The sequence below is a fragment of the Rhodococcus sp. 114MFTsu3.1 genome (assembly GCF_000383555.1).
GTDB classification, from domain to species: domain Bacteria; phylum Actinomycetota; class Actinomycetes; order Mycobacteriales; family Mycobacteriaceae; genus Rhodococcoides; species Rhodococcoides fascians_E.
In genome coordinates, this window is sequence record NZ_KB911546.1 from 369,665 (window position 1) to 392,915 (window position 23,251).

23 protein-coding genes are annotated in these 23,251 nt (G+C 64.5%); 12 read left to right on the forward strand and 11 right to left on the reverse strand.

Annotated features, from left to right (window positions below; genetic code table 11):
- Positions 1 to 3 precede the first annotated feature (3 nt).
- Genes H292_RS26890 through H292_RS0107630 form a run of 5 tightly spaced genes read right to left on the reverse strand, consistent with a single transcriptional unit; the run spans position 4 to position 5,968 of the window.
- On the reverse strand, positions 4 to 810 hold the full coding sequence (locus H292_RS26890; RefSeq protein ID WP_020111000.1) for an acyl-CoA thioesterase domain-containing protein: 807 nt from the start codon (positions 808 to 810) through the stop codon (positions 4 to 6).
- Positions 807 to 1,652, reverse strand: a complete 846-nt coding sequence (locus tag H292_RS0107615; protein WP_020111001.1) for a MaoC family dehydratase — start codon at positions 1,650 to 1,652, stop codon at positions 807 to 809. The genes H292_RS26890 and H292_RS0107615 overlap by 4 nt, the downstream gene beginning before the upstream one ends.
- The gene (locus H292_RS0107620) at positions 1,652 to 2,581 is read right to left on the reverse strand and encodes an SDR family oxidoreductase (protein ID WP_033190088.1); all 930 of its coding nucleotides are present in this window, start codon (positions 2,579 to 2,581) and stop codon (positions 1,652 to 1,654) included. Before H292_RS0107620 ends, H292_RS0107615 begins: the two co-directional genes overlap by 1 nt.
- Positions 2,578 to 4,743 (reverse strand): acetate--CoA ligase family protein, encoded by a 2,166-nt coding sequence (locus tag H292_RS0107625; protein WP_020111003.1) that lies wholly within the window; start codon positions 4,741 to 4,743, stop codon positions 2,578 to 2,580. Before H292_RS0107625 ends, H292_RS0107620 begins: the two co-directional genes overlap by 4 nt.
- A gap of 52 nt (positions 4,744 to 4,795) precedes the next feature.
- Entirely contained in the window at positions 4,796 to 5,968 is a 1,173-nt protein-coding gene (locus tag H292_RS0107630; RefSeq protein WP_020111004.1) for an acyl-CoA dehydrogenase family protein, read from the reverse strand.
- Between the two features lie 308 nt (positions 5,969 to 6,276).
- Between H292_RS0107630 and H292_RS26895 the strand changes: the two genes are divergently transcribed.
- The 6 genes from H292_RS26895 (at position 6,277) to H292_RS0107660 (ending at position 12,454) form a co-directional block, all read left to right on the forward strand.
- A complete protein-coding gene (locus H292_RS26895) occupies positions 6,277 to 7,830 on the forward strand; it encodes an ABC transporter substrate-binding protein (protein WP_020111005.1) in 1,554 nt (517 codons plus the stop codon).
- A 46-nt stretch (positions 7,831 to 7,876) separates the two neighbouring features.
- Positions 7,877 to 8,809, forward strand: a complete 933-nt coding sequence (locus H292_RS0107640; protein ID WP_020111006.1) for an ABC transporter permease — start codon at positions 7,877 to 7,879, stop codon at positions 8,807 to 8,809.
- Positions 8,806 to 9,738 carry an ABC transporter permease gene (locus tag H292_RS0107645; protein ID WP_020111007.1) on the forward strand — a complete coding sequence of 311 codons (933 nt, stop codon included), beginning with the start codon at positions 8,806 to 8,808 and terminating at the stop codon, positions 9,736 to 9,738. Before H292_RS0107640 ends, H292_RS0107645 begins: the two co-directional genes overlap by 4 nt.
- Positions 9,735 to 10,835, forward strand: a complete 1,101-nt coding sequence (locus H292_RS26900; protein WP_051127735.1) for an ABC transporter ATP-binding protein — start codon at positions 9,735 to 9,737, stop codon at positions 10,833 to 10,835. The genes H292_RS0107645 and H292_RS26900 overlap by 4 nt, the downstream gene beginning before the upstream one ends.
- The gene (locus H292_RS26905; protein WP_020111009.1) at positions 10,832 to 11,857 is read left to right on the forward strand and encodes an ABC transporter ATP-binding protein; all 1,026 of its coding nucleotides are present in this window, start codon (positions 10,832 to 10,834) and stop codon (positions 11,855 to 11,857) included. Before H292_RS26900 ends, H292_RS26905 begins: the two co-directional genes overlap by 4 nt.
- A 204-nt stretch (positions 11,858 to 12,061) precedes the next feature.
- On the forward strand, positions 12,062 to 12,454 hold the full coding sequence (locus H292_RS0107660) for an SHOCT domain-containing protein (RefSeq protein ID WP_019662919.1): 393 nt from the start codon (positions 12,062 to 12,064) through the stop codon (positions 12,452 to 12,454).
- 42 nt (positions 12,455 to 12,496) lie between these two features.
- Here the strand turns inward: H292_RS0107660 and H292_RS0107665 are convergent, their stop codons facing one another.
- The gene (locus H292_RS0107665; protein WP_020111010.1) at positions 12,497 to 13,396 is read right to left on the reverse strand and encodes a LysR family transcriptional regulator; all 900 of its coding nucleotides are present in this window, start codon (positions 13,394 to 13,396) and stop codon (positions 12,497 to 12,499) included.
- 72 nt (positions 13,397 to 13,468) lie between these two features.
- On the opposite strand from H292_RS0107665, the gene H292_RS0107670 reads away from it, so the two are divergent.
- The 3 genes from H292_RS0107670 (at position 13,469) to H292_RS0107680 (ending at position 16,437) form a co-directional block, all read left to right on the forward strand.
- Complete coding sequence (locus H292_RS0107670) at positions 13,469 to 14,377, forward strand: EamA family transporter (protein WP_019662917.1); 909 nt, start codon at positions 13,469 to 13,471, stop codon at positions 14,375 to 14,377.
- 91 nt (positions 14,378 to 14,468) lie between these two features.
- Entirely contained in the window at positions 14,469 to 15,734 is a 1,266-nt protein-coding gene (locus tag H292_RS0107675) for a Mur ligase family protein (RefSeq protein ID WP_019662916.1), read from the forward strand.
- On the forward strand, positions 15,727 to 16,437 hold the full coding sequence (locus H292_RS0107680; RefSeq protein WP_026347396.1) for a type 1 glutamine amidotransferase: 711 nt from the start codon (positions 15,727 to 15,729) through the stop codon (positions 16,435 to 16,437). The genes H292_RS0107675 and H292_RS0107680 overlap by 8 nt, the downstream gene beginning before the upstream one ends.
- A gap of 42 nt (positions 16,438 to 16,479) precedes the next feature.
- On the opposite strand, the gene recR is transcribed toward H292_RS0107680, so the two are convergent.
- From recR to H292_RS0107695, 3 genes are read right to left on the reverse strand one after another with little or no spacing between them, the layout of a single operon-like run.
- Positions 16,480 to 17,097, reverse strand: a complete 618-nt coding sequence (gene recR / locus H292_RS0107685) for a recombination mediator RecR (protein ID WP_026347395.1) — start codon at positions 17,095 to 17,097, stop codon at positions 16,480 to 16,482.
- Position 17,098: 1 nt separating this feature from the next.
- A complete protein-coding gene (locus H292_RS0107690) occupies positions 17,099 to 17,437 on the reverse strand; it encodes a YbaB/EbfC family nucleoid-associated protein (protein ID WP_026347394.1) in 339 nt (112 codons plus the stop codon).
- Between the two features lie 26 nt (positions 17,438 to 17,463).
- Positions 17,464 to 18,153, reverse strand: a complete 690-nt coding sequence (locus H292_RS0107695; RefSeq protein ID WP_019662912.1) for a siderophore-interacting protein — start codon at positions 18,151 to 18,153, stop codon at positions 17,464 to 17,466.
- A 137-nt stretch (positions 18,154 to 18,290) separates the two neighbouring features.
- On the opposite strand from H292_RS0107695, the gene H292_RS0107700 reads away from it, so the two are divergent.
- Positions 18,291 to 18,899, forward strand: coding sequence for a TetR/AcrR family transcriptional regulator (locus tag H292_RS0107700; RefSeq protein WP_020111011.1), 609 nt, complete (start codon positions 18,291 to 18,293; stop codon positions 18,897 to 18,899).
- On the opposite strand, the gene H292_RS0107705 is transcribed toward H292_RS0107700, so the two are convergent.
- On the reverse strand, positions 18,896 to 19,330 hold the full coding sequence (locus H292_RS0107705; protein ID WP_019662910.1) for an SRPBCC family protein: 435 nt from the start codon (positions 19,328 to 19,330) through the stop codon (positions 18,896 to 18,898). The two genes, H292_RS0107700 and H292_RS0107705, sit on opposite strands and share 4 nt — an antisense overlap.
- Positions 19,331 to 19,594: 264 nt before the next feature.
- Between H292_RS0107705 and H292_RS0107710 the strand changes: the two genes are divergently transcribed.
- Complete coding sequence (locus H292_RS0107710; RefSeq protein WP_230621072.1) at positions 19,595 to 21,019, forward strand: FAD-binding oxidoreductase; 1,425 nt, start codon at positions 19,595 to 19,597, stop codon at positions 21,017 to 21,019.
- Positions 21,016 to 22,332 carry a class I SAM-dependent methyltransferase gene (locus tag H292_RS0107715; protein ID WP_020111013.1) on the forward strand — a complete coding sequence of 439 codons (1,317 nt, stop codon included), beginning with the start codon at positions 21,016 to 21,018 and terminating at the stop codon, positions 22,330 to 22,332. The genes H292_RS0107710 and H292_RS0107715 overlap by 4 nt, the downstream gene beginning before the upstream one ends.
- Here the strand turns inward: H292_RS0107715 and H292_RS0107720 are convergent.
- Complete coding sequence (locus tag H292_RS0107720; protein ID WP_026347393.1) at positions 22,329 to 23,246, reverse strand: oxygenase MpaB family protein; 918 nt, start codon at positions 23,244 to 23,246, stop codon at positions 22,329 to 22,331. The two genes, H292_RS0107715 and H292_RS0107720, sit on opposite strands and share 4 nt — an antisense overlap.
- Between the last annotated feature and the right edge of the window lie 5 nt (positions 23,247 to 23,251).

Sequence of the window (23,251 nt, forward strand, 5' to 3'; positions counted from 1 at the left end):
AGGTCAGTAAGGAACTGCAGCCGATGCCGCCGTGCCGATGCGGCCGTGCACGTCGTGCAGAGCGCACACCGACACCGCTATACCGTTGTCCGCCTTGTGGTCCAGGTTCTCGAAACCGATCCACGGCCCGATCGGAAGGCGGCTGAGATACAACGTCACGTCGGCATTGATGAACTGCAGGCTGTCGGTACCCATGTTGGTGAACGGGCTGACCCAGTCCGCCGCCATCGCGGCGATCTCGAACGGAGAATCCGCCGAACCCTCCAGCAGCGGGCATGTCTCGCGGAACCACGAGAACTTCCGTGTGGGTGCACCGTCGCCGCTTCGGCGAACTTCACCGAAGTGTCGTGGTGCCCGACGCTCGGGAGGTGGCAGCAAGTCGGGCGCCGGTGCCTTGTACAGCTCCGGCACCCACGCCACCTGGGCTGCCTCACCTCCGGACCGCAGCGCTTGCACGCTGGCGAGCGCCACCGGCGTTCCGTCCACGGACGCCAGCACCTCGACGATGCGCACCCGTCGTCCCGATCGGCGGACCGAGGTGGTGATGTCTATCGGCTGCATCGGGATCGGCCGGAACAGGTCGGTGGTCATGCGCGCGGGATGCAGGCCGGCCAGATCCGAACGTTCCACTTCCCTCGCCATCAGACCCGACACGAGTCGTCCGTGCACGAGGTTCTCCGACCAGGGACTACGCGCATGTGGTCGCGGCACGTACCGTCCCTCGTCGCCGTCGAAGAATGCGGCGCCGTCGCCGACATCGTGTTCCGGTGCGGGCGCCGGCGTCGGGCCCGCGTCGGTTCCGGCAGTCATGCGACCACTACCGTTCCCCGGTCGATCACGACCGTTCCGTCCGAAAGTTCGGTTCGAAAGCGCGTGCCGTCGGCGGTGTTCCAGATCGACACCGTCAGATCCTGACCGGGGCGAACCGGCTTGGTGAAGCGACCCTCCATCGAGCGCAGCCTGGCTGGATCGGATCCGCAGAGTTCGTGCAACAGGGCACGACCGGTGATTCCGTACGTGCACAACCCGTGCAGGATCGGCCGGTCGAATCCGGCGCGTGCCGCGAACGACGGATCGGAATGCAGCGGATTCCGATCGCCCGAAAGGCGGTAGACGAGCGCTTGTTCCGGCCGCGTCGCATAGGTCACCTTCGCGTCGGGCGCACCCGACGGCATGGGCGCCACCTCCGGACTCGAGGCCCGTCCACCGCCGACCGTCTCGCCTCTGATGAACATCGACGAGCGAGTGGACGCGACGGGGGCGCCCGTCACGCTGTCGACGGCATCTGCTTCGACCACGACGAGCGCGCCACTCCCCTTGTCCTGCATGGATACCACCCGCGAGGTGACCTGTACGTCCCCGTCGACCGGTAGCAACCCGTCGATGTGGAACGACTGTTCGGCGTGGACCAGCATGGCGGGATCGAAGTTCCCCAGCTTACGTCCGGACGGGGCCTGTGTAGCCAGGACCGCGAACGTGGGGAGCACGCGTTGGTCGACCTGGGCCGAGTTCTCGGTGACGAACGGCAGCTCGTGCAGGGTGTGGTCCTGCCCGGCGCCGACGCCCACCGCGTACAGGAGGGCATCCTTGGATCCCCAGGTCCTCCGTGCCGGATCGCTCGGTACGCCGACAAGGGATTCGTCGAGCGGCATCAGCGCACTCCTTCGGGTATCGACCCGTTCATGCCCGCGTTCGGCGCGGCCTCGGCGACCAACCGAGGAATCACCTCGCCGAGTTCGCCTGGTTGCCATTTCGCGCCCTTGTCCTCGCTCGGTCCCGCATGCCAGCCTTCGGCGACGCTGATGTGGCCGCCTCGAACGTTGAACACTCGCCCGGTGATGCCACTCGACTGCTCGCTGCCCAACCAGACGACGAGGGGAGCGATGTTGTCCGCCGCGGACGGATCGAATTCACCGGGTGCGGGCTTCTCGCGTCGGGCATTTCCTCCGAGGTTCTCGGTCATGCGAGTGAGCGCCGCGGGTGCGATGGCATTGACGGTGACGCCGTACCGGGCCAGCTCCATCGAAGCGATGATCGACAAGCTGGCGATACCGGCCTTGGCCGCCCCGTAGTTGCCCTGCCCGACGTTCCCGTATATCCCGGACGACGACGAGGTGTTGATCACCCGAGCGTCCACTGCCGCGCCCGATTTGGACTGGCGCTTCCAGTACTGCGCGGCATGGTGGAGGGGCAGAAACGTTCCGCGCAGATGCACCCGGATGACGTCGTCCCACTCCGCCGCAGTCATGTTGGTCAACATTCGATCTCGCAGGATGCCTGCATTGTTGACGAGTACGTGGAGGTCACCGTATTCCTCGATGGTGTCGGTTATCAGCCGGCGAGCGCCTTCCTCGTCCGACACGTCGGAACCGTCGACGCGGGCGCGACCACCCTCGGCTCGAATCATCTCGACCACGTCGCCCGCCGGACCGTCCGCACTGCCGGTTCCGTCGACGTCGGCTCCGATGTCGTTGACGACGACAGTCGCCCCTTCACGCGCGAACTCGAGCGCATGCCCGCGGCCGATGCCACGTCCGGCCCCGGTGACGATCACTACTCTGCCTTCACAGATCCCTGTCATCGAAACTCCTCGTCTTTCTCGTCGTCTGTCGCCGTCCAGGTGATGAGTGCATCGAGCGCCTCGCAGTGCGAACCGTTCACCATCAGCGGATTGATCTCGAGCGCCTGCAGTCGGTCGCCGAGCCCGGCCGCGACGTCGGCGACCGTCTTGACCGTGCGAGCGAGCGCATCGAGGTCGACCGGGGTCGTGCCGCGTGCACCCTTCAGCAGGGTGATTCCGCGTAGGCCCTCGATGGCCTGACGAACGTCGTTCTCCGTTACCGGCAGCACCTTGACCGCGGCGTCCGCAAGTACTTCGACCCACACGCCGCCCAATCCGACGGCGAGCGTCAACCCCCACACCGGGTCCCTGACGACACCCACGAGCATCTCGATTCCGTCCATGCTGCGTTGGGGTTGGACGACAGTTGCGACGCCGCGGGAGCCCAGTTCGGCCAATGCCGACGTCACCGAGTCGAAAGCGTCGCGCACCGCGTCCGGACCGTGCAGGTTCAGCCGCACTCCGCCGATGTCGCTCTTGTGACCCAGACCGTCGGCCACGGCTTTGAGCACAACGGGATAACCGAACTCGGCTGCCGCGGTCACGGCCTCCTCCGCCGTCGACGCCAGCGTCGTCGGGACCACCGGAACTCCCTGCTCGGCAAGGAGTCTGCCTGCCGAATACTCGGTCCACATTCCCGTCGGTTCACGATCGAACGTCAGCGGCACGGGATCGACTGCCACGTCGGCGTTCTCGGCCGTCGTCGCCCGATGCAACGCTCCCCAGCGGACAGCGTTGCTCAGCGCAGTCATACCGTGTTCTATGCCGCCGAGCACATGCGGAAAGTCGACGGAGTTCGACACCGACCGGCCGTAATCCGTGACGTCGGTGAGAACAGTGCTGAGCACGACCGTCGGCACGGCCGTGGTGCGAATGTTCTTCGCGGACTCACCGTATGCGGTCAACGCCGCATCCGGGTCCGGACCGGGAACTCGCGGCAGTTCCGACAGGAGAACAGCGAAGTCGACGTCGTCGTCCTCGGCGACCACCGCGAGCGAGCGGCGCATCAACGTCCGGTCGATCACGACGTAACCGGTCACATCGAGCGGATTCTGCACGGTGGCGAAGTCCGGCACGATCTCGTGCAGCCTGTGAGTGGTGTCGGCCGAGAACGTCGGTAGTTGCAGTCCCTCGTCCTCGGCGCGATCGGCGATGATTTCCGAGGCCCCACCGGAGGGCGTGACGACCCCCATTCGCGGTCCGGGCAGTCCACCGCCGAGACTTGCCATCAGACCGGCCGTGAGGATGAGATCTTCCAACGACCTGACCCGAATGACGCCCATCTGCTCGAACGCGGCGTCGATGACGGAGTTGTCCCCGACGAGTGCCCCGGTGTGCGCGAGTGCAGCCCGCGCGCCCAGTGCGCTTCGGCCGATCTTCAGTGCGACGATGGGCTTGCCTGCGTGCAGGGCCCGGTGCGCTATCCGACGGAACTCGACCGGATCCCGTACCGATTCCAGGAACAACGCGATGACGGAGGTGGCCGGATCGTCGACGAGGTACTCCATCACGTCGGTCACGGACATCATCGACTCGTTGCCCATGGCGGTCAGGAAGCTCAAGCCGACGTTCCTGCTCTGCGCGAACTGTAGAACCGAGCTGGCCAATGCACCGCTCTGCAGGACGAACCCGACGGACCCGGTCAGGAGCGGGCGTCCGATGGGCAGACCGTAGGGAGTGATTCCCTCGGCCGCGTTGATGAAACCGTTCCCGTTCGGACCCAGCACCGTCAACCCGCTCGCCCGCGAGAACGCCACTATCTCGTCTTCGAGCGCCTTGCCTTCCTGACCCGTTTCGCCGAATCCCGACGTCAGGATCACTGCCGCGCGGACGCCCTGGTCGACGGCGTCGCGCAGCGTCGGCAGCACCACCGTCGTGGGAACCATGACGAAGACGAGGTCGACCACCTCCGGCAACTCTGCGAGCGCGGAGTAGGTCTTCTCGCCGTGCACGACGGCACTGCGGCGGTTGACGAGGTACACGTTCCCCTCGAACTCGCTGTCCTTGATGTTTCGAAAGGTGTTGAGGGACCACGGCGACTTGTCCGTCGCCCCGATCAGCGCAATGGATCGGGGTTCGAAGAGCGCACGCAGGTCGATGCCTTCGATGGTCGGGTTGGTCATGTGACGAGTTCCTGTCTTCGACTGAAGCGTTCGATTACCAGCATCACCGGCGTCAGTGCCCGAAGCCGTCGGAATTGACATATCCCTTGATGAGATTCCGCGCGATCGTCCGGCGCTGAATCTCGTCCGTTCCTTCGAAGATTCGAAGCAACCTCAGTTCGCGATACCACCGTTCGATGGGGAGTTCCTTCGTGTATCCCATCCCACCGTGGATCTGCAGCACTCGGTCGACGACGTTGTTGGCGGTGATCGACCCGTGAAGTTTGGCGACCGACGAGACATGCCGTGCATCGACGCCCTGCGCCACCGCCCACGCTGCGCGAAGCGTGAGCAGTTTCGTGGACTCGATCTCGACGTGCGAGTCTGCGATCTGCCACTGGATTGCCTGGTACTCGGCGATCGGGTGCCCCATAGACACTCGATTCTTCGAGTGCTCGATCGCCATCTGGAGAAGCCGTTCCGCCGAACCGATGGCACGGGCGGGGATCATGTACCGCCCCTGCCCTATCCAACTCATCGCAAGGTCGAATCCTTTGCCGACCTCGCCGAGGACGTTCGATTCCGGCACACGCACATCGACGAAGGACAATGCAGCCGGTCCCCACTGCCCCATCGTCGGGATAGGAGTGGACGTCCATCCCATGTCGCGATCGACGATGAAACACGTGACTCCTCCGTTCGCGCCCTTCTCCTTGTCGGTCACCGCGAACACCATGACGAAGTCGGCCTCGTTACCTCCGGTGATGAAGATCTTCTCACCGTTGATGATCCAGTCGGATCCGTCCTTGACCGCGCGGGTCTTGATGTTTCGTGCATCGGAGCCGGCGCCTGGCTCGGTTATCGCGAAACACGATCGCCGCTCACCTTCGATCGTCGGGATCAGATACCGCTGCTTCTGATCGTCGTTCGCGCCGTACAGAATGTTGTCGGCGGAACCACCGAACGAGAACGGCACGAAGGTCCTGCCTGCCTCCGCAGCGATGATGGCGCTCATCACCGGGCCGAGGTTCGCTCCGCCGTACTCCTCGGGTGTGTTGATCCCCCAGAATCCCGACTTCTTGGCCTTCGCGCGTAGCTCCTTCACGACGCCGTCCTCGAGGCCCGGCCTACCTTCGCGCTCGTTGCGCAGCACTTCGCTCTCGAGCGGAATGACCTCCTTCTCGAGGAATGCGCGCACCGACTTGCGCATCAATTCTTCTTCTTCGTTCAGGGCGAAATCGACCATGACCTGACTTCCTTTCCAGGAGTTCGGAGCTACGATTCGTAGGAGGATCGAATCTCATTCTAGAACTTCGATCTAGTGCGACCCTGAAGTATCTACGCCCGGTTTGTCAAGACCGAATCGCTCGATCGGGCCAAGCCTTGACACTGGATAGGTTTTAGAACATCCTTCTAGAAATCGCCCTGCAGCCCGGGGCGTGGCACATCGACGAAGTACCCGGCAGCTCAGGCTCGCAGTCGATCTGAACTTCCGAGAACACTTCCTCCCCAGCCCGGGGGAATGGCCACCTCTACGAAAAACGGAGGTTCCACATGTCGCGCAGATCGATTCTCGGTCGAGCCCTCGCGATCCTCACCGTGTGCGCCGTGTCGACGGCGTGCGCCGGTATCGACCAGCGGACATTCGACGCGAACGCGCTCGACCGCGACGCCACCGTCGTGTACGGACAGATCGTCGTCCCGAGCAGTCTCGATCCGCATCGCGGAGTTACTGAAAACGACCTACCGTTACTTGCCGTCATCTACGATCGGATCACCGACGTCGACACCGACGGCAACCCGGTACCCATGCTGGCCGAGAGTTGGGAGTTGGACGAGGAGAACGCTACTTTTACCCTGAAAATCCGTGCGGGAGCTACATTCTCGGACGGTACGCCGGTAGATGCTGCAGCCGTGAAGGTCAACATCGACCGAATCCTGAACGATCCCCAGACCACCATCAAGGGACAGATCGACAAGACGATCGGATCCGTCGATGTGGTCGACGATTCGACGGTCCGCTTCGACCTGGTGGGCCCGGGTGGAGCATTGCCGACGCTTCTGGCGTCACGACCCGGAATGCTCATCTCACCCGCGGCGCTCGGAAACACCGACCTGGATCAGAATCCGGTCGGCGCAGGCGCTTTCAGGATGACGAGCAGCATTCCCGGTACCGCTTACCACTTCGAGCGTCGCCCCGACTACTGGGACGACGACGCCTATCGGTACAGCAAGCTCACCTTTCTCATCCAACTCGACACCGCGACTCGCATGAACTCGCTCCAGGCGGGAGAGTCCACGATGACAGGAGTGGTGGGCCCGCAGAAGGAGGAAGCGAAGGCCGGCGGACTGCAGGTCTTCACCTCCGAGGGCGCGAGCACCAGCATGGCCCGGATCTCCCTGAACTCCGCCAGGAGCGAGTTCGGCAACAAACAGGTGCGACAAGCGATGAATCTGGCGATCGACCGCGCAGCCATCTCGCGAGTTCTGTACTCCGGTGACTGCATTCCCGGCGCCCAGCCGTACCCCGAAGGATACTTCGCGCACAGCGACGCACTGGACGACAGCGGCTGGTCCTCCTACGACCCCGACCGTGCCCGCGCTCTACTCGACGACGCCGGACTGCCCGACGGATTCACCTTCACCGCAGCAGTGCCGAGCTTGTCCATCTACCAGAACAACGCCCAAGTGGTCCAGCAGAACCTGGCCGATGTCGGTATCGACATGCGGATCGAGGTGATGGACGCGACGCAGGCACGTGCCCGGTTCGTCACGGGCGAGGCGGATGCACTCGTCGGCCAGTACGGCGGAGGGACCGATCCCGGCCTCTACGCACAGTCGGCGTACCTCCCCGGTGGCGGTGACAATCCCGGCAGGCTCACTACCGACCGGATGGCCGAGCTGTACGACGCAACGGCCCGCTCCACCGACGTCGACGAGCGCAAATCCGCATACGAAGACCTTCTTGCCGAGGCATTCGACATGGGGCCGGCGCAGATCGTTCTCTGCCACTCGGTGGCATCGGTCGCCAGCCAGGGCAACATCGGAAACTACGTGTTCTACAAGACCGGTGGCACCGGTCTGCGGACCTTGGACGTAAGCAAGTGACATCCACCTTCGATCCGAACGAGGTGTTCCAATTGTGTTGATATTCATGATCAAACGACTACTCGCGGCCATTCCCGTGCTGATTCTCGTGACCGTTCTGAGCTTCTCGATGATTCACCTCATTCCCGGCGACGCCGCAGTGGTCGCGGCGGGCGAGAACGCCACGGCAGAACAGATCGCCGAGACCAGAGCTCAACTCGGCCTCGACCAGAACATCGTGGTGCAGTACTTCAGCTGGGTCGGCAACCTGATGTCCGGCGACTTCGGAACGTCACTGCTGAGCAGCCACAAGAACATCGACGCGATACTCGAAGCACTGCCCGTGACGCTGTCTCTCGCGTTCGTCGCCCTGTCCTGGTCGCTGGTCGTCGGTGTACTCGCGGGTGTCATGGCGGGGTTGCGCCGAGGGACGTGGATCGACCGCACGCTCACCGGACTGACGACGTTGGGAATCTCCATGCCCAGCTTCTGGCTCGGCCTTCTGTTCGTCACTTTCTTCTCCCTGCAGTTGCGACTCTTCCCCGCGACCGGATACGCACCGCTCAGCGAAGGTGTGGTGGCATGGTTCTCCCACCTCGCGCTGCCGGCGTTCGCCTTGGGAACCGTCACCGCCGCGGAGATCGCACGACAGGCCCGCGCCGGCGTCATCGATGTGCTCGAACGGGACTACATCCGTACCGCCACGGCCAAAGGGCTGCCCAGGTGGAAGGTCATCGTCAAGCACACGTCCAAGAACGCTGCGGTTCCTGTCGTCACCGTGTTCGGACTTCAGGCGGCCGCGCTCATCGGAGGCGCCGTCATCATCGAGCAGGTGTTCGGGATGCCCGGCCTCGGATCCGTGGCACTGAAGGCCATTCTCGAGCGCGACTTCCCGGTGATCCAAGCGTTCGTCGTCGTGATCACCCTGTTCGTGCTCGTCATCAACCTCGCCGTCGACATCTCGTACGCGTACTTCAACCCGAAAGCCAGGCAATCATGACGAGCACACCACTCTCCGCGCCCCTGAGCGGTGCACGACGGCGTCTCGGTTCGTCGGCCGGCACGAAATCGAGGCCCGCACCCCCGTCGCCGGGCAGGATCTTCGTCCGTCGAATCCTGCGTTCGCGTACGAACGTCGTCTGCCTGACGTTCCTCGGCCTTCTCGGTGTGATCGCCGTGGCAGCGCCGTGGATCGCCCCGTACGACCCGGCTTATCAGAAGTTGGCTTCGGCATTCCTGCCGCTGTTCTCCGACGGTCACATTCTCGGGACGGATCAATTGGGACGCGACACCTTGAGTCGGCTCATCTACGCAACCCAGATCTCGCTGGTCGCTCCGCTCATCGCCGTCGGGTTCGCCGCCGCCACCGGCCTGCCCCTCGGGCTGCTCGCGGGCTACCTCGGCGGAAAGTTCGATTGGATCACCGGCCGCATCGCCGACGCGCTCATCGCTCTTCCCGCACTGGTCCTCGCACTGGCCATCATTGCCATCTTCGGTCCAGGCCTGGTCAACGCGATGCTCGCGGTCGGCGCCGCATCGGCGCCCCGACTGTTCCGTGTGGTGCGTGGTTCCACCATCAACGTACGCGAAGAAACCTACATCGAGGCGAGCAAGGTCGTCGGATGTTCCACTCCTCGAACGGTTCTGATGCACGTACTGCCGAACGTCAGGAGCCCGCTGCTGGTTCAGATCACGCTGATGCTCTCGCTGGCGTTGCTCGCGGAAGCCGGCCTGAGCTTCCTCGGCCTCGGCGTTCAACCGCCGACTGCAAGTTGGGGTTCCATGCTGCGTAGCGCATTCGACAACCGCTTTCAAAGCCCATGGATGGTTGTTCCCCCCGGTCTCGCGATCATGCTCACCATCTTGTCCCTGAACATGCTCGGCGACGGGATCCGCGATGCCGTCGGCCAGGAACGGAGGAAGTCATGACCTCTTCCCACACGCTACGAAAGCCCGAACGGACCGGCCACGGGTTGCTCAGCATCCGAGACCTCCAGGTGGAGTTCAGAACGGACTCCGGGTGGACGCCCGTCGTCACCGGAGCTCAGCTCGATCTGGAGCCGGGCGGTACGCGGGCGCTCGTCGGCGAATCAGGCTCCGGCAAGACGGTCACCGCGTTGTCGGTGCTCGGACTGCTCCCCAAGCACAACAGCCGGATCACCGGCGGAACAATCGAATTCGACGGTACCGACCTGCTGGGCAAGACCGAATCTCAGATGCGCCATATCAGGGGCCGCGAGATCGCGATGATCTTCCAGGAGCCGATGACGAGCCTCAACCCCGTCTTCACCGTCGGCGAGCAGATCGCCGAGACAGTGCGCGCGCACATGGGCAGATCACGCAAACAGGCATGGGCACGAGCAGTCGAGGTTCTGGACCTCGTCGGCATCCCCGCTGCCGCACGCCGTGCGAAGGACTATCCGCACAGCTTCAGCGGCGGCATGCGTCAACGGGCCATGATCGCGATGTCCATCGCCTGCGATCCCAAACTCCTGATCGCCGACGAGCCGACGACGGCGCTGGACGTCACGGTTCAGGCCGGCGTACTCCAGCTTCTCCGACGGCTGCAGGCCGACCTCGGTACAGCGGTGCTGTTGGTCACGCACGACCTCGGCGTGGTGGCGGACTTCTGCGACGAGGTGACCGTGATGTACGCGGGTGAACCCGTGGAAACCGGTCACGCGGACGACGTGTTCGACGAACCACTGCATCCCTACACCGCGGGACTGTTGGCGTCTCTGCCGCAGCGAATCAAACCCGGCGACGACCTCGTTGCCATTCCCGGCATGGTGCCGCGCCCGGAGAACATGCCCGTCGGATGCCGCTTCGCTCCTCGCTGCAGCCATTCTCGGGCAGGGACATGCGACAGCATGCATCCGGAGTCGATCGAGATCCGCGACGGAAGAAGCACACGGTGCGTGCGGGTCGTCGACGGTGAGATCGGAGACCTCCTGCCTGCACTTCCTATCGAAGCCGTCCCGGCGGCCACCGCCATCGACCCCGGCGATCTGGAGGAGATCCGATGACCGCACCCGAGAAGCAGGTCCTCCTGGACGTGCGAAACCTGTCCAAGTCGTTCGTTCGTTCGCGGGACGTCTTCGGCCGGCCACGCGAGACGGTCCAGGCCGTGCGCAACATCAGCGTCAGCGTTCGGACCGGTGAGACACTCGGCATCGTCGGCGAATCGGGATCCGGCAAATCCACACTCGGTAGGTCGATCCTGCGCTTGGAAGAACCCGAACAGGGCGAAGTGCTCTACCAGGGTGAGAACCTTCTCGACCTCCGACGCGGAGCACTACGTCGCAAGCGTCGAGAACTGCAGATGATCTTCCAGGACCCGTATGCGTCGCTGGACCCGACCAAGACCGTCGGCAATGCGATCGCGGAGCCCATGCGCATCTTCGATCGGCTCAGCCGGTCCGACTACGAGGACCGAGTCGCGTCGTTGCTGACCAAGGTCGGCCTCCGAACCGAGTTCGCCGCTCGCTATCCGGGCGAGATGTCCGGCGGCCAGAGGCAACGCGTCGCGATCGCCCGCGCGCTCGCGCTCGACCCCAAGATCATCGTCGCGGACGAGGCAGTGTCGGCGCTGGACGTGTCCACGCAGTCCGAGGTGATCAACCTGCTCGTGCACCTCACCAAGGAATTCGAACTGACCTGCCTGTTCATCTCGCACAACCTCGGCGTGGTCCGCCACATCAGCGACCGAATCGCCGTGATGTATCTGGGCCGAATCGTCGAGATCGGTACCGCCGCACAGGTGTACGAGTCACCACGACATCCGTACACCTACGCGTTGCTCTCGGCGATTCCTGTACCCGATCCCGCGATCCAACGTGCCCGCCCGAAAACGGTCCTCGACGGTGACGCACCCGATCCCGCACACCCGCCCGCGGGGTGCGCGTTCGCATCGCGATGCCCGCACGCACGAAAGATCTGCACGACAGACGAACCGGCACTCGAGACCCGTGACAACGGATCCCGATCCGCCTGCCATTTCGCCGATGAAGTGCGCTCCAGCCTGGCGGCACCGTCGCTCACCGGCTGACCCGGCATCTGTTACCCACGAGGGCCCCTGTTCCGCCGTTCGGGCGGAGCAGGGGCTCTCGTGGTTTCCCACCGCCCCCGGCTCCGATGACTCCATCTGTACCTGCCGATGCAGGTGAGCTGGAGCGGAACGGGACCAATTCACCCGCTGAGGATGATGATCTTGTTCGGTGCTGCCTGAGACCATTCGGGGACCTTCTGCCGAATGGAGCACCGAATCGTGGATTCCTTCTGGGATTTTCTGTGGTTGATCGTCGTCAGCTTTGCCTTCGTCGCCTACCTGATGGTGCTGTTCTCGATCATCGGCGACCTGTTCCGCGACCACAAGAGCTCCGGATGGGCCAAGGCTGTGTGGGTGCTGTTCCTCATCATCGCGCCGTTCCTGACCGCTCTCGTCTACATCATCGTCAAGGGCGGCGACATGACCAAGCGTCAGGTGCGGGCCCTCCAGCACGCCAAGGACGAGCAGGAGCAGTACATCAAGCAGGTCGCGGGGCGCACCTCTGCCGAGGAAATCGCGCACGCGAAGGAACTGCTGGATGCCGGCACTATCACCGAGGAGGAATTCGCGCAGCTCAAAGCCAAAGCCCTCACGTGAGCGTTCGCCTGCTTTCGGGTCGCTCCGCTCCTGCCGCCCCTGCTATACGTTTCTACTCACAGCGGCGGCTTCCTTCTCGAATGCATCCACTGTCGCGGCGATGGCCGGCAGCGTCGTCGCATTCGGCCTCGTCGCGAGTTCGTAGATCCTGCCCGCACGCACACCTGCCAGCGGTCGGGTGATCACACCCGGGTGCCCGACGGCATAGCGAGGCATCAGTGCGACTCCGTGGCCTCGGGCAACGAGTTCCTCGGTGACCCGGAAGTCGTTGATGCGCTGGATCACTCGTGGCCGAACGCCCGTGGCGGCGGCGACCGACAGCAACACGTCGTCCACCGGGAACCCGTCGCGGACGCTGATCCACTCCTCGTCCACGAGCCGGCGCACGTCGACGGACTCCTCGGAGGCCAATCGGTGTGTCAGGGGTAGAAGTAGATCGATGGGCTCTCGCATCAGCGTTCGCACTTCGAGGCGGGGCGCGGCCGTGGCGGGTGCACTGTCGTCGCGATGGGTCAGTACGACGTCGTAGTCGGCCAGCAGCGCAGGCACCGACGATGCAGGAACGTCCTCGTCGCGTGCATCGACCTGTGTTCCGCTGTCGTGCAACCGATTCAGCACACACGGCAGCAGCAGCCCAGCACCCGAGGGAAACAACGCCACGCGCACGCGTCCCCGCGGCGATGCACCGTACGACGCCATCTCCGCGCTTGCCCGGTCCAGTGCGCCGAGCACCTCGTCGGCCCGCAGAACCAGTGCGGCACCCGCATCCGTGAGTCGGAGGCGTCGACCGTCGGGTTCGAGGAGCGGCACACCGGCCTCGCGAGCAAGGATCTTCAGTTGCTGCGACACCGCGGACGGGGTCATCGACAGGGCGTCGGCCACTGCCCCGGCCGTCCCTCGATCGGCGAACTCCCGGAGTATCCGCAACCGCTCCACGTTCATGTAGGGAATCTTAACTGTCAATGCTGAATAATTCGATTGTGCTGATGCATTGAACTCCGCCACGATGGACCCGTGCCCACTCGTGACCGCCTCCTCGGAGTGACCGTGGCCGTGCTCTGGGGCTTGAACTTTCTCGCCATCCGCGTCGGCCTCGACCACTTCCCACCGTTCTTCTTCGCTGCACTCCGGTTCCTGGTCATCGCCGTACCGGTGATCCTGTTCGTCCGCCGCCCGGACGTCCCCGTGAAGTGGCTCCTGCTCTACGGATTCGGGTTCGGCTTCCTTCAGTTCGCGTTCCTGTTCGCCGCGATGAACGCCGGAATGCCGACAGGCCTCGCCTCCCTGGTGCTGCAGTCCTCCGCACCGTTCACGATCATCCTCGGTGCTCTGCTGTTGCGCGAGAAGGTCAGCAGGCGTCAGATTCTGGGCATCACCGTCGCCGTCGCCGGAATGTGCCTCATCGGGTACGACCGCGCCCAAGCCGCGTCCCTGATACCCGTCGTACTCACTCTTCTCGCCGGGCTCGGATGGGCGTTCGGCAACCTCGGCAACCGCCTCGCCCGCGGGGAAGAACCGATGCGCTCGATGCTGTGGATGTGCGTCGTTCCACCGATCCCGATGCTCGCCCTCTCCACCGTGGTCGAAGGACCGACCACCGGATGGCACGCTCTCGCTACCGCGTTCAGCTGGGACGGTTGGCCTGCGCTCGCCGGACTCGCCTACATCGTGCTGCTGGGGACGATCGCCGGATCCGGATTGTGGACGGTACTGATCAGCCGCCACCCTGCAGGCGTCGTCGCACCGTTCTCACTGATGGTCCCCGTCGTCGGCATCGCGGGCGCCTGGATCTTCCTCGACGAGACCCCCAGCGTCCTGTCGATGGTGGGAGCAGCCGTCGTCATCGCCGGGTGCCTCGGCGGAATGTCGACCAAGCGAAGGACACGGACCGCTGCGACCACCGTGGAACCCTTGCGCGTCTGAGACGTGGTGGGCCTCACAACCGCGCCGAGGGGGCCGCGCCACCGTCGACGCCGACGAGAATCCACCGGCAGGTTTGTGCCAGACTCGGCGCATGGTTCGAGCAGACGAGCGCAGAGCGGCTATCGGAGCGCGCGGCCGGCTGGCACTTCGGGCAGCCGAGGCTGCAACGTGGGCGTCACGCAAGGCAGGACGCGGCAAAGGGTCGATGATCGGCGGGCTCGTCGCCCTCAAGATCGACCCGGACATTCTGACCGGACTCGGGTCCGGGCGTCGCACCGTCGTCGTCACGGGAACGAACGGAAAATCGACGACGACGCGGATGACCGCCGCCGCGCTGGGGACGCTCGGCGACGTGGCGACTCAAGCCGACGGCGCCAACATGGACGCAGGAATCGTCGCTGCACTGCACGCACATTTCGATGCCCCGCTCGCAGCCCTCGAGGTGGACGAACTGCACGTCCCGCACGTCTGCGACGCCGTATCCCCCGCCGCGGTGGTACTTCTCAATCTCAGCCGCGACCAACTCGATCGCGTCGGCGAGATCAACATGATCGAACGTAAACTCCGTGCGGGTCTCGCACGACACCCGGAAACCGTCGTGATCGCCAACTGCGACGACGTGTTGGTCACCTCGGCTGCGTTCGACGCCCCGAACGTCGTGTGGGTCGCTGCCGGAGGCGGCTGGGCGGGCGACTCGGTGTCGTGCCCCCGCACCGGAGAACCGATCATCCGAGACGGCGAACACTGGTACTCGACCGGAAGCGACTTCGCCCGACCCACACCGGATTGGTGGCTCGACGAGAACAACCTGTACGGCCCCGACGGCCTCGTCGTACCGATGTCGTTGTCCCTCCCCGGAAAAGCCAACCGCGGCAACGCAGCTCAGGCCGTAGCTGCAGCAGTGACGCTGGGCGCGGATCCCCAGGACGCAGTGGCCGCCGCGTCGGGAGTCGACGAAGTGGCCGGTCGCTACTCCACGGTCCAGTACGGATCTCATTCCGTCCGAATGCTTCTCGCGAAGAACCCAGCAGGCTGGCAGGAGGCACTGTCGATGATCGACCCGACCGTCGACGGACTCGTCATCGCCGTCAACGGGCAGGTTCCGGACGGCGAGGACCTGTCCTGGCTGTGGGACGTGCGGTTCGAACACTTCGAGAACGTCGCCGTCGTCGCATCGGGCGAGCGCGCAACCGATCTCGGCGTGCGCCTGCTGTACGCCGGGTCGAAGCACACCACCGTCGCAGATCCGCTGAAGGCCATCGCATCCTGCCCACCAGGGCGAGTCGAGGTACTGGCCAACTACACCGCGTTCCGCGACCTCGGGCGCGCACTCGCACGGGAGCACGGCAATGTCTGAATCCACCGTCCGCATAGGCCTGGTACTCCCCGATGTCATGGGGACGTACGGCGACAACGGAAACGCTTTGATCCTGCGGCAACGGCTCAGGATGCGGGACATCGACGCCGAGATCGTCCAGGTCACCCTGGGCGATCCCGTTCCCGAGTCGCTGGACGTCTACACCCTGGGCGGCGCCGAGGATTCCGCTCAGCGCCTCGCGACGCGGCATTTGACGCAGTACCCCGGCCTGCAGAACGCCGCGGCGCGCGGGGTCCCGGTGCTCGCGATCTGCGCCGCCATCCAGGTACTCGGTCACTGGTACGAGACCTCGTCCGGCGAAAAGGTCGACGGCATATCCCTGTTCGACGTCACGACGGCACCCCAGGAAACACGATCCATCGGTGAAGTCATCACCGAACCCGTCGTCACCGGTCTCACCGAGAAGCTCTCCGGATTCGAAAACCACCGCGGTGGAACAACTCTGGGACCCGATGCAAGTCCACTGGCGACGGTCACCCACGGCGTCGGCAACGGCGTCGGCGACGGCCGCGAAGGCGTCGTACAGGGGTCGGTGATCGGGACCTACATGCACGGTCCGGTCCTCGCCCGAAACCCCCAACTGGCCGATTACCTGCTCGAGCGGGCGACCGGGACCATCCTGGCCCCCCTCGATCTGGCGGAGGTCACACAGTTGCGTCGGGAGCGGCTCCGCCGCACGTGAGCAGAACGGAGCCTGCGGAGTGACGCGCAGGCTCCGCTCCATTCACGTGTCGCGGAGCGACCTCCTACCGGTCAGCGCCCTGCCCAGAGTCAATTCGTCGGCGAATTCCAGATCCCCACCCATGGGGAGACCCGAGGCCAGCCGGCTGATGGCCAGACCGGGGAAATCGCGCATCATGCGCGCCAGGTAGGTCGCCGTCGCCTCCCCTTCGGTGTTGGGGTCGGTGGCGATGATCACCTCGGAGACGTCCACACCGTCGTCCTGATTTCCGATGCGCACCAGAAGTTCTCGGATCCTGAGCTGGTCCGGACCGATGCCGTTGAGTGGATCGAGCGCACCGCCGAGGACATGGTATCGGCCCTTGAATTCGCGCGTACGCTCCACGGCCTGAACGTCTTTCGGCTCTTCGACGACGCAGATAATCGACCGATCCCGCCGCGGGTCGGCACAGATACGACACAGTTCCTTGTCCGAGACGGTGCCGCACACGGTGCAGAACTGAACCCCGTCACGTACACGCGCCAACGCTTTGATCAGCCGGTCCACCTCGGGCGGTTCGACGCCGAGGAGGTGAAAAGCTATGCGCTGAGCGCTCTTCGGCCCGACGCCGGGCATTTTGCCGAGCTCGTCGATCAGATCCTGTACAGGACCTTCGTACACCTCAGAATCCAGGTAGGCCGAGCGACCCACCGCCGAGGCCACCCGCCAGAGGGCCGAGCTTCTCCGCTGCGACCGCGGACGCCGACTTCGACGCGTCGGCGATGGCTCCGATGACGAGGTCCTGCAGCGTTTCGACGTCCTCCGGGTCGACGATCTTGGGGTCGATCACCAAGCCGACGAGTTCGCCGGTTCCCTTCACCGTCGCGGTGACGAGCCCGCCGCCCGCCTGACCGGTCACTTCTGCGTCGGCGATCTCCGCCTGGGCCGCCATCAACTGCTGCTGCATCTGCTGGGCCTGCTGCATGATCGAGGCGATGTCTGGCTGCTCACCGGGTTGCACAGTGATGTCCTCTCGGTTCGGGTACGTCACCTACGAGAGTAGTAGCCGAACACGCGGACGTGATCGTCCGCCAGCCCAGCGGCCAGACACGCGGCTCGGATCTCGTCCATCCGACCGGACTCGCCGGTTCCCCACACCGTGACCGAGCTGTCCAGCCTCATCCGCCTCGCGGCGGTGACCAGCGGGTCGAATCCGAGTTCGGTGTGGAAACTCATCACGCTGACACCGTCCACGTCGGGCAGGTCGGCGACATCCTCCGGCCGAGGGGTGTCCACCCACAGCGTGCCGAGCGTTCCTGCGGGCCACGAGCGAAGAACGGCGCGGGCGGCGGGGATGGACGGTTCGTCGACGAACATGTGCACACGTCGACCGTCGCCGAAACGAGGTCCGAATCCAGCGCCTATCGGCGCGATTCGCGTGCGCGTGCCGACCTCGACCGAATCCAGCCACCGCGACATCATCGTGCTCTCGTGCGACGGCGTGTACTCGATGTCGACGATGCCGTGCGCCGCGTCGAACCGTCGGACACGAAAATCCCGCTCGTCGACGCCGGGGAATCGCAACTGTTCGGCTATCGCGTCCTCGTCCCAATCACGCTGGTAGCTCCCGGCCGACAGAAGCGACGTCATTCGCATCGTGCCTGGTCGTGGCCTGCCGATCGCCAACGTGTGCATCGTCGGCACCGCGGCGTCGATGACGCCGTGCGGATACTCCACAGCCCGCTCCCTTCACCCCGACCGTGACTTGAGTAAGGCTAAACTTTGCTCGAAGTTTGCCACACGTCGGCCCCTGTCGACACGTGAACACGCCTTAAGCTGCAGATATGCAAGAGTCTCGACCCAGCCGTCGCCGCGTGACCCTCGAAAAATTGATCGAGACGGGCATCTCGCTGACGTTGCCGAACCTGACGGTCAAGGCATTGGCGGAAGAATTGGGTGTCAGCATCGTCGCCGTGTACAACAACATCGACAGCCTGGATGCACTCAGAACCGCGGTGGCGGAAGAGATCCTCGCTCGATGGGAGTTCCCCATCCCTGACGCGGACGCCACGCTCGAGGAATCGCTGATGGACCTCAGCCTGCGTTTGCGCTCCCTGGTCCACCGTAATCCAGGTATCGCTCGGTATCTCCTCGACATCGGGACGTCGTCGCCGGGCGCGCTGGCGCGGATCGACGAGGTGCAGATGGAATATTCGACGTTGTACGAGCTGACGCCCAAGCAAGCGAACTTCATCGTGACGGTGGTCGCGGAGCACGCGGTGGCGTTGTCGGAGATGGTGCACGTCGAGGGACGTGAGCGGGAGGACGACGCGGCAGTCCTCGCGAGGTCGGATCTGAAGCTGATTCCGCGCACCATCGACGGAAGGAAGCGTGACGACGACTCGAACTACGAGTGGTCGATGCGCGCCCTCATCATGGGCGCATCGGTCGTCATCGACCACCCGCGGTTCTCGACCTACTAGCGGACCTCGCGCTCGAGATTGGCCAAAGTCTGTGCCTGGATCTTCTTCAGACCGAGCGGCGCGAAGGTCTTCTCGAAGAAGCCACCGATGCCACCGGCGCCTTTCCACTCGGTCGTGGTGGTGACCTCGCTGCCAGCTCCCGACGGGGCAACGGTCCAGGTGGTGACCATCGAGGAGTTGGCGTCGCGTTCGACGATGGTGGAGCCGTCGACCGCGACGGTCGCCTTCACGTTGCGCGACCGCTTCGAGGTGGCCTGCAGTGTCCACTGCGCGACGGTGCCGTTGCCCTGACCGCCCTCGACGACGGTGTAGTCGAGGTACTGCTCGGGGAGGATCCGCGGGCGTACCGTCTCGTAGTCGACGAGTGCCGCCAACACCTGCTCGGGTGCCTGAGCGATGGTGATGGAACTGCTGGCGCTTACCTGTGCCACGTGGTGTCTCCTCGGGTCGACGCGAATTGTGAGTCCTGGCGCTCCATCCTGCCCTTCCCGATGACCCGGACGGGAACAGGATGTCAGGGTGTGTGACAGGGTTCACCGGGATTTATTTAGCTGCACAAACGACATGCATGCTGCATACATTTGTCCGTAATGCCTCGTTCGACGACAACATTTACGTGAAATTTCGCAGTCGAGGCCGCATACTCGGTGGCTCCGCGGCACGCCTGGATATAGCGTCTTCATGTGCCATCTGCGATTGCTCTTCCCCGACGTAGGCCCGCCCCGCGAGAAAGCGGATTCGCCGCACATCGTGCCGGCGTGGAACTGCTGCTCGAGAGTTACCGCGCCATCCCCGCTTCCGCAACCGTGCGCCTGGCGAAGAAGACCTCGAACCTCTTCCGCGCCCGCGCGGCATCGACGGCCCCCGGCCTCGACGTATCGGGCCTGACGAGCGTCATCACGGTCAACCCACAGGACCGGACGGCCGACGTCGCCGGAATGTGCACGTACGAGGACCTCGTCGCCGCGACGCTTCCGTACGGTCTGGCACCGTTCGTCGTACCGCAGCTCAAGACCATCACCCTCGGTGGCGCGGTCACCGGCCTCGGCATCGAGAGCACGTCGTTCCGTAACGGGCTGCCTCACGAATCGGTCCTGGAGATCGACATCCTCACCGGCAGCGGGACCGTCGTCACCGCCACTCCCGACGGCGAGAATTCCGACCTGTTCTGGGGTTTCCCCAACTCCTACGGAACGCTCGGATACTCGACCCGCCTGAAGATCCAGCTCGAGCCCGTGCTGCCGTACGTGGAGTTGCGCCACCTCCGTTTCCACGACCTCGACGTCATGCAGGCCACGATGGACGACATCGTGCGGGACCGCTCCTACGAGGGCATCGGAGTGCAGTACCTCGACGGCGTCGTGTTCACGCCGGAGGAGAGTTACCTGACCCTCGGCGTCCAGACTTCCGCTCCCGGTCCGGTCAGCGAGTACCACGCCGGGTCCGAGATCTACTACCGTTCGATACAGCAGAAGACCACCGACCGCCTGACCATCGCCGATTACCTGTGGCGTTGGGACACCGACTGGTTCTGGTGCTCCCGCGCGTTCGGAACTCAGAACCCCAGGATCAGGCGTTTCTGGCCCAAGAAGTACCGCCGGTCCAGCTTCTACTGGAAATTGATCGCGCTCGACCGTAAGTACGACATCGCCGATCGACTCGAAGCCCGCAAGGGAAACCCGCCGCGCGAACGGGTGGTTCAGGACATCGAGGTCCCGATCGAGAACACGGCCTCGTTCCTGCGGTGGTTCCTGAAGGAAATCCCCATCGAGCCACTGTGGTTGTGCCCGTTGCGACTTCGCGAGCCGGCCCCTCCCGGCGCCGACGCTGCGCGCCCGTGGCCCCTCTACCCCCTCGAACCGAAACGAACCTACGTCAACGTCGGCTTCTGGTCCTCGGTCCCCATCGTCCCCGGTGAGCCCGACGGTGCGGCCAACCGCGCCATCGAGAAGAAGGTCACCGATTTCGACGGCCACAAGTCGCTCTACTCCGATGCGTTCTACTCCGAAGCCGAGTTCTCCGAGCTCTACGGCGGCGAGAGGCTCGCAGAACTGAAGAAACGATACGACCCCGATTCCCGATTGCTGGATCTGTATTCGAAGGCGGTGCAAGGAAAATGACAACGTTCAAGGAACCCACGGCGCAGGACGCGCACCGAGCGAACAAGCTCACCATCTCTCAGATCCTCGAGCTTCTGTCCGACGGAAACATCCCACTGCGCTTCACCGCGTACGACGGAAGCGCCGCAGGCCCCGAGGACGCGACCCTCGGCCTCAACCTCAAGAGTCCCCGCGGAACCACCTACCTGGCAACAGCTCCCGGCGACCTCGGAATGGCACGCGCCTACGTCTCCGGTGACCTCGAAGCCGTCGGCGTCCATCCCGGAGACCCGTACGACATCCTCCGCGTCATGGGCGACGAACTGCATTTCCGGCGCCCCGGCGCGCTGACCCTGGCGTCGATCACTCGCTCGCTCGGCTGGGATCTGTTGCGACCCATCGCACCTCCTCCGCAGGAAGTGGTGCCGAGGTGGCGTCGAATCGCCGAAGGCCTTCGCCACTCGAAGACGCGCGACGCCGACTCGATCTCCCACCACTACGACGTGTCGAACACGTTCTACGAGTACGTCCTCGGGCCGTCGATGACGTACACCTGCGCCGCGTACACCTCGGAGGACGATTCGCTCGAGGCCGCGCAGGAGAACAAGTACCGACTCGTGTTCGAGAAGCTCGGCTTGAAGGAAGGCGACCGGCTACTCGATATCGGGTGCGGCTGGGGCGGAATGGTGCGATACGCCGCACGCCGGGGCGTCAAGACCATCGGCGCGACGCTGTCGAAGGAACAGGCGGCGTGGGCACAGAAGGCCATCGCCGACGAAGGACTGTCCGACCTCGCGGAGGTTCGCTTCTCCGACTACCGCGACATTCCGGAGTCGAACTTCGACGCGGTGTCCTCGATCGGCCTGACCGAACACATCGGCGTGCAGAACTACCCGTCGTACTTCGAGGCCATCAAGTCGAAACTGCGCGTCGGCGGCCGGGTGTTGAACCACTGCATCACCCGCCCGGACAACCGGAGTCACGCCCGCGCCGGATCCTTCATCGACCGGTACGTCTTCCCCGACGGTGAACTGACCGGCTCCGGCCGCATCATCGCCGAAATGCAGGACGTGGGCCTCGAGGTCCGGCACGAGGAGAACCTGCGTGAGCACTACGCGCTGACCCTGAAGGCATGGTGCAAGAACCTGGTGGACAACTGGGATGCCTGTGTCGCCGAAGCCGGCGAGGGAACCGCACGAGTGTGGGGCCTGTACATGGCCGGCTCACGTCTCGGCTTCGAGCGCAATGTCGTTCAGCTGCACCAGGTCCTCGGCGTCAAGCTCGGACCGAAGGGCGCTGCCGACGTACCCCTGCGCCCCTGGTGGGAGGGCTAACCGTGGTAGTGCCTCGGATCGCCCGCGGCGCTGGCCGGCGGTAGGTTGCGCGCCGGAGTCTGCACCAGCGGACTGTCCGGCGCGATCCGCCCGGTTGCCCGGTCCCATCCGGCCCTTGCCCGCGGATGCATGCGGCGCCTGCGCGGAACCAGCGAGAACGCCGCATTCACTCCCCGCCCCACCAACTCGAACAACTTCTCGTCACGGTCGTTCCACGTGTAGCCCAACAGCCGACGCACCGGCTCGTCGTACATTCCTACCGTCATCCACACGGCTCCACGTGCTATCGGCACCCGCATGACCGCCCACACTGCGTCGGGAATCCAGGTCGCACGGGGCGGCTGTTCGATCTTCGACAGATCGAGCACTCCGCGGGTTGCCCTGTTGTCCTCGAGGACCTCGGTGCACATCCGTTTCCAGTAGAGCTGAAAGTCCTCCCACGTTTTCGGCACCGGTTTCATGCTCATGCCGTACAACCGGTACCACTGGATGTGCTCGGTGAAGAGCTGACGCTTCTGGTCCTCGGTGACCCCGCCCATGAAATGCTGGGCCGTCAGGACGGTGCCCATGAAGAACGTCGCGTGCGCCCAGTAGAACGTCTCCGGGTCGAGCGCGTGGTATCGCCTGCCCTGCGAGTCGATGCCCTTGATGTCGGTGTGGTATCCGCGCACCTGCAGCGCAGTCTGTTCCGCCCGGTCGCCGTCGAACACCACGCCGCCGATGGGATAGAGCGATCGGTAGAGCCGCTCCCACCGTTCGTCGAAGAAGGTGGAGTGTTGCTCGACGCCCGCCCCGAGACCCGGGTGCATGTTCTGCATCGACCCGGCCCAGACGCCTTGCAGCAGCCCCCGCCAGTCTCCGAAGTACTTCCAGGTAAGTGAGTCAGGTCCGAGCGGCTCATTCTGACTACGCATGTTGT

Coding starts and splice junctions, on each gene's coding strand:
- H292_RS0107665 (WP_020111010.1), bottom strand. CDS start 13,396: ATGAACGTGGAGCGGTTGCGGATACTCCGGGAGTTCGCCGATCGAGGG.
- H292_RS0107645 (WP_020111007.1), top strand. CDS start 8,806: ATGACGAGCACACCACTCTCCGCGCCCCTGAGCGGTGCACGACGGCGT.
- H292_RS0107720 (WP_026347393.1), bottom strand. CDS start 23,246: ATGCGTAGTCAGAATGAGCCGCTCGGACCTGACTCACTTACCTGGAAG.
- H292_RS0107615 (WP_020111001.1), bottom strand. CDS start 1,652: ATGCCGCTCGACGAATCCCTTGTCGGCGTACCGAGCGATCCGGCACGG.
- H292_RS0107715 (WP_020111013.1), top strand. CDS start 21,016: ATGACAACGTTCAAGGAACCCACGGCGCAGGACGCGCACCGAGCGAAC.
- H292_RS0107660 (WP_019662919.1), top strand. CDS start 12,062: ATGGAGCACCGAATCGTGGATTCCTTCTGGGATTTTCTGTGGTTGATC.
- H292_RS0107640 (WP_020111006.1), top strand. CDS start 7,877: ATGATCAAACGACTACTCGCGGCCATTCCCGTGCTGATTCTCGTGACC.
- H292_RS0107675 (WP_019662916.1), top strand. CDS start 14,469: ATGGTTCGAGCAGACGAGCGCAGAGCGGCTATCGGAGCGCGCGGCCGG.
- H292_RS26900 (WP_051127735.1), top strand. CDS start 9,735: ATGACCTCTTCCCACACGCTACGAAAGCCCGAACGGACCGGCCACGGG.
- H292_RS26895 (WP_020111005.1), top strand. CDS start 6,277: ATGTCGCGCAGATCGATTCTCGGTCGAGCCCTCGCGATCCTCACCGTG.
- H292_RS0107625 (WP_020111003.1), bottom strand. CDS start 4,743: ATGACCAACCCGACCATCGAAGGCATCGACCTGCGTGCGCTCTTCGAA.
- H292_RS26890 (WP_020111000.1), bottom strand. CDS start 810: ATGACTGCCGGAACCGACGCGGGCCCGACGCCGGCGCCCGCACCGGAA.
- H292_RS0107620 (WP_033190088.1), bottom strand. CDS start 2,581: ATGACAGGGATCTGTGAAGGCAGAGTAGTGATCGTCACCGGGGCCGGA.
- H292_RS26905 (WP_020111009.1), top strand. CDS start 10,832: ATGACCGCACCCGAGAAGCAGGTCCTCCTGGACGTGCGAAACCTGTCC.
- H292_RS0107630 (WP_020111004.1), bottom strand. CDS start 5,968: ATGGTCGATTTCGCCCTGAACGAAGAAGAAGAATTGATGCGCAAGTCG.
- H292_RS0107680 (WP_026347396.1), top strand. CDS start 15,727: ATGTCTGAATCCACCGTCCGCATAGGCCTGGTACTCCCCGATGTCATG.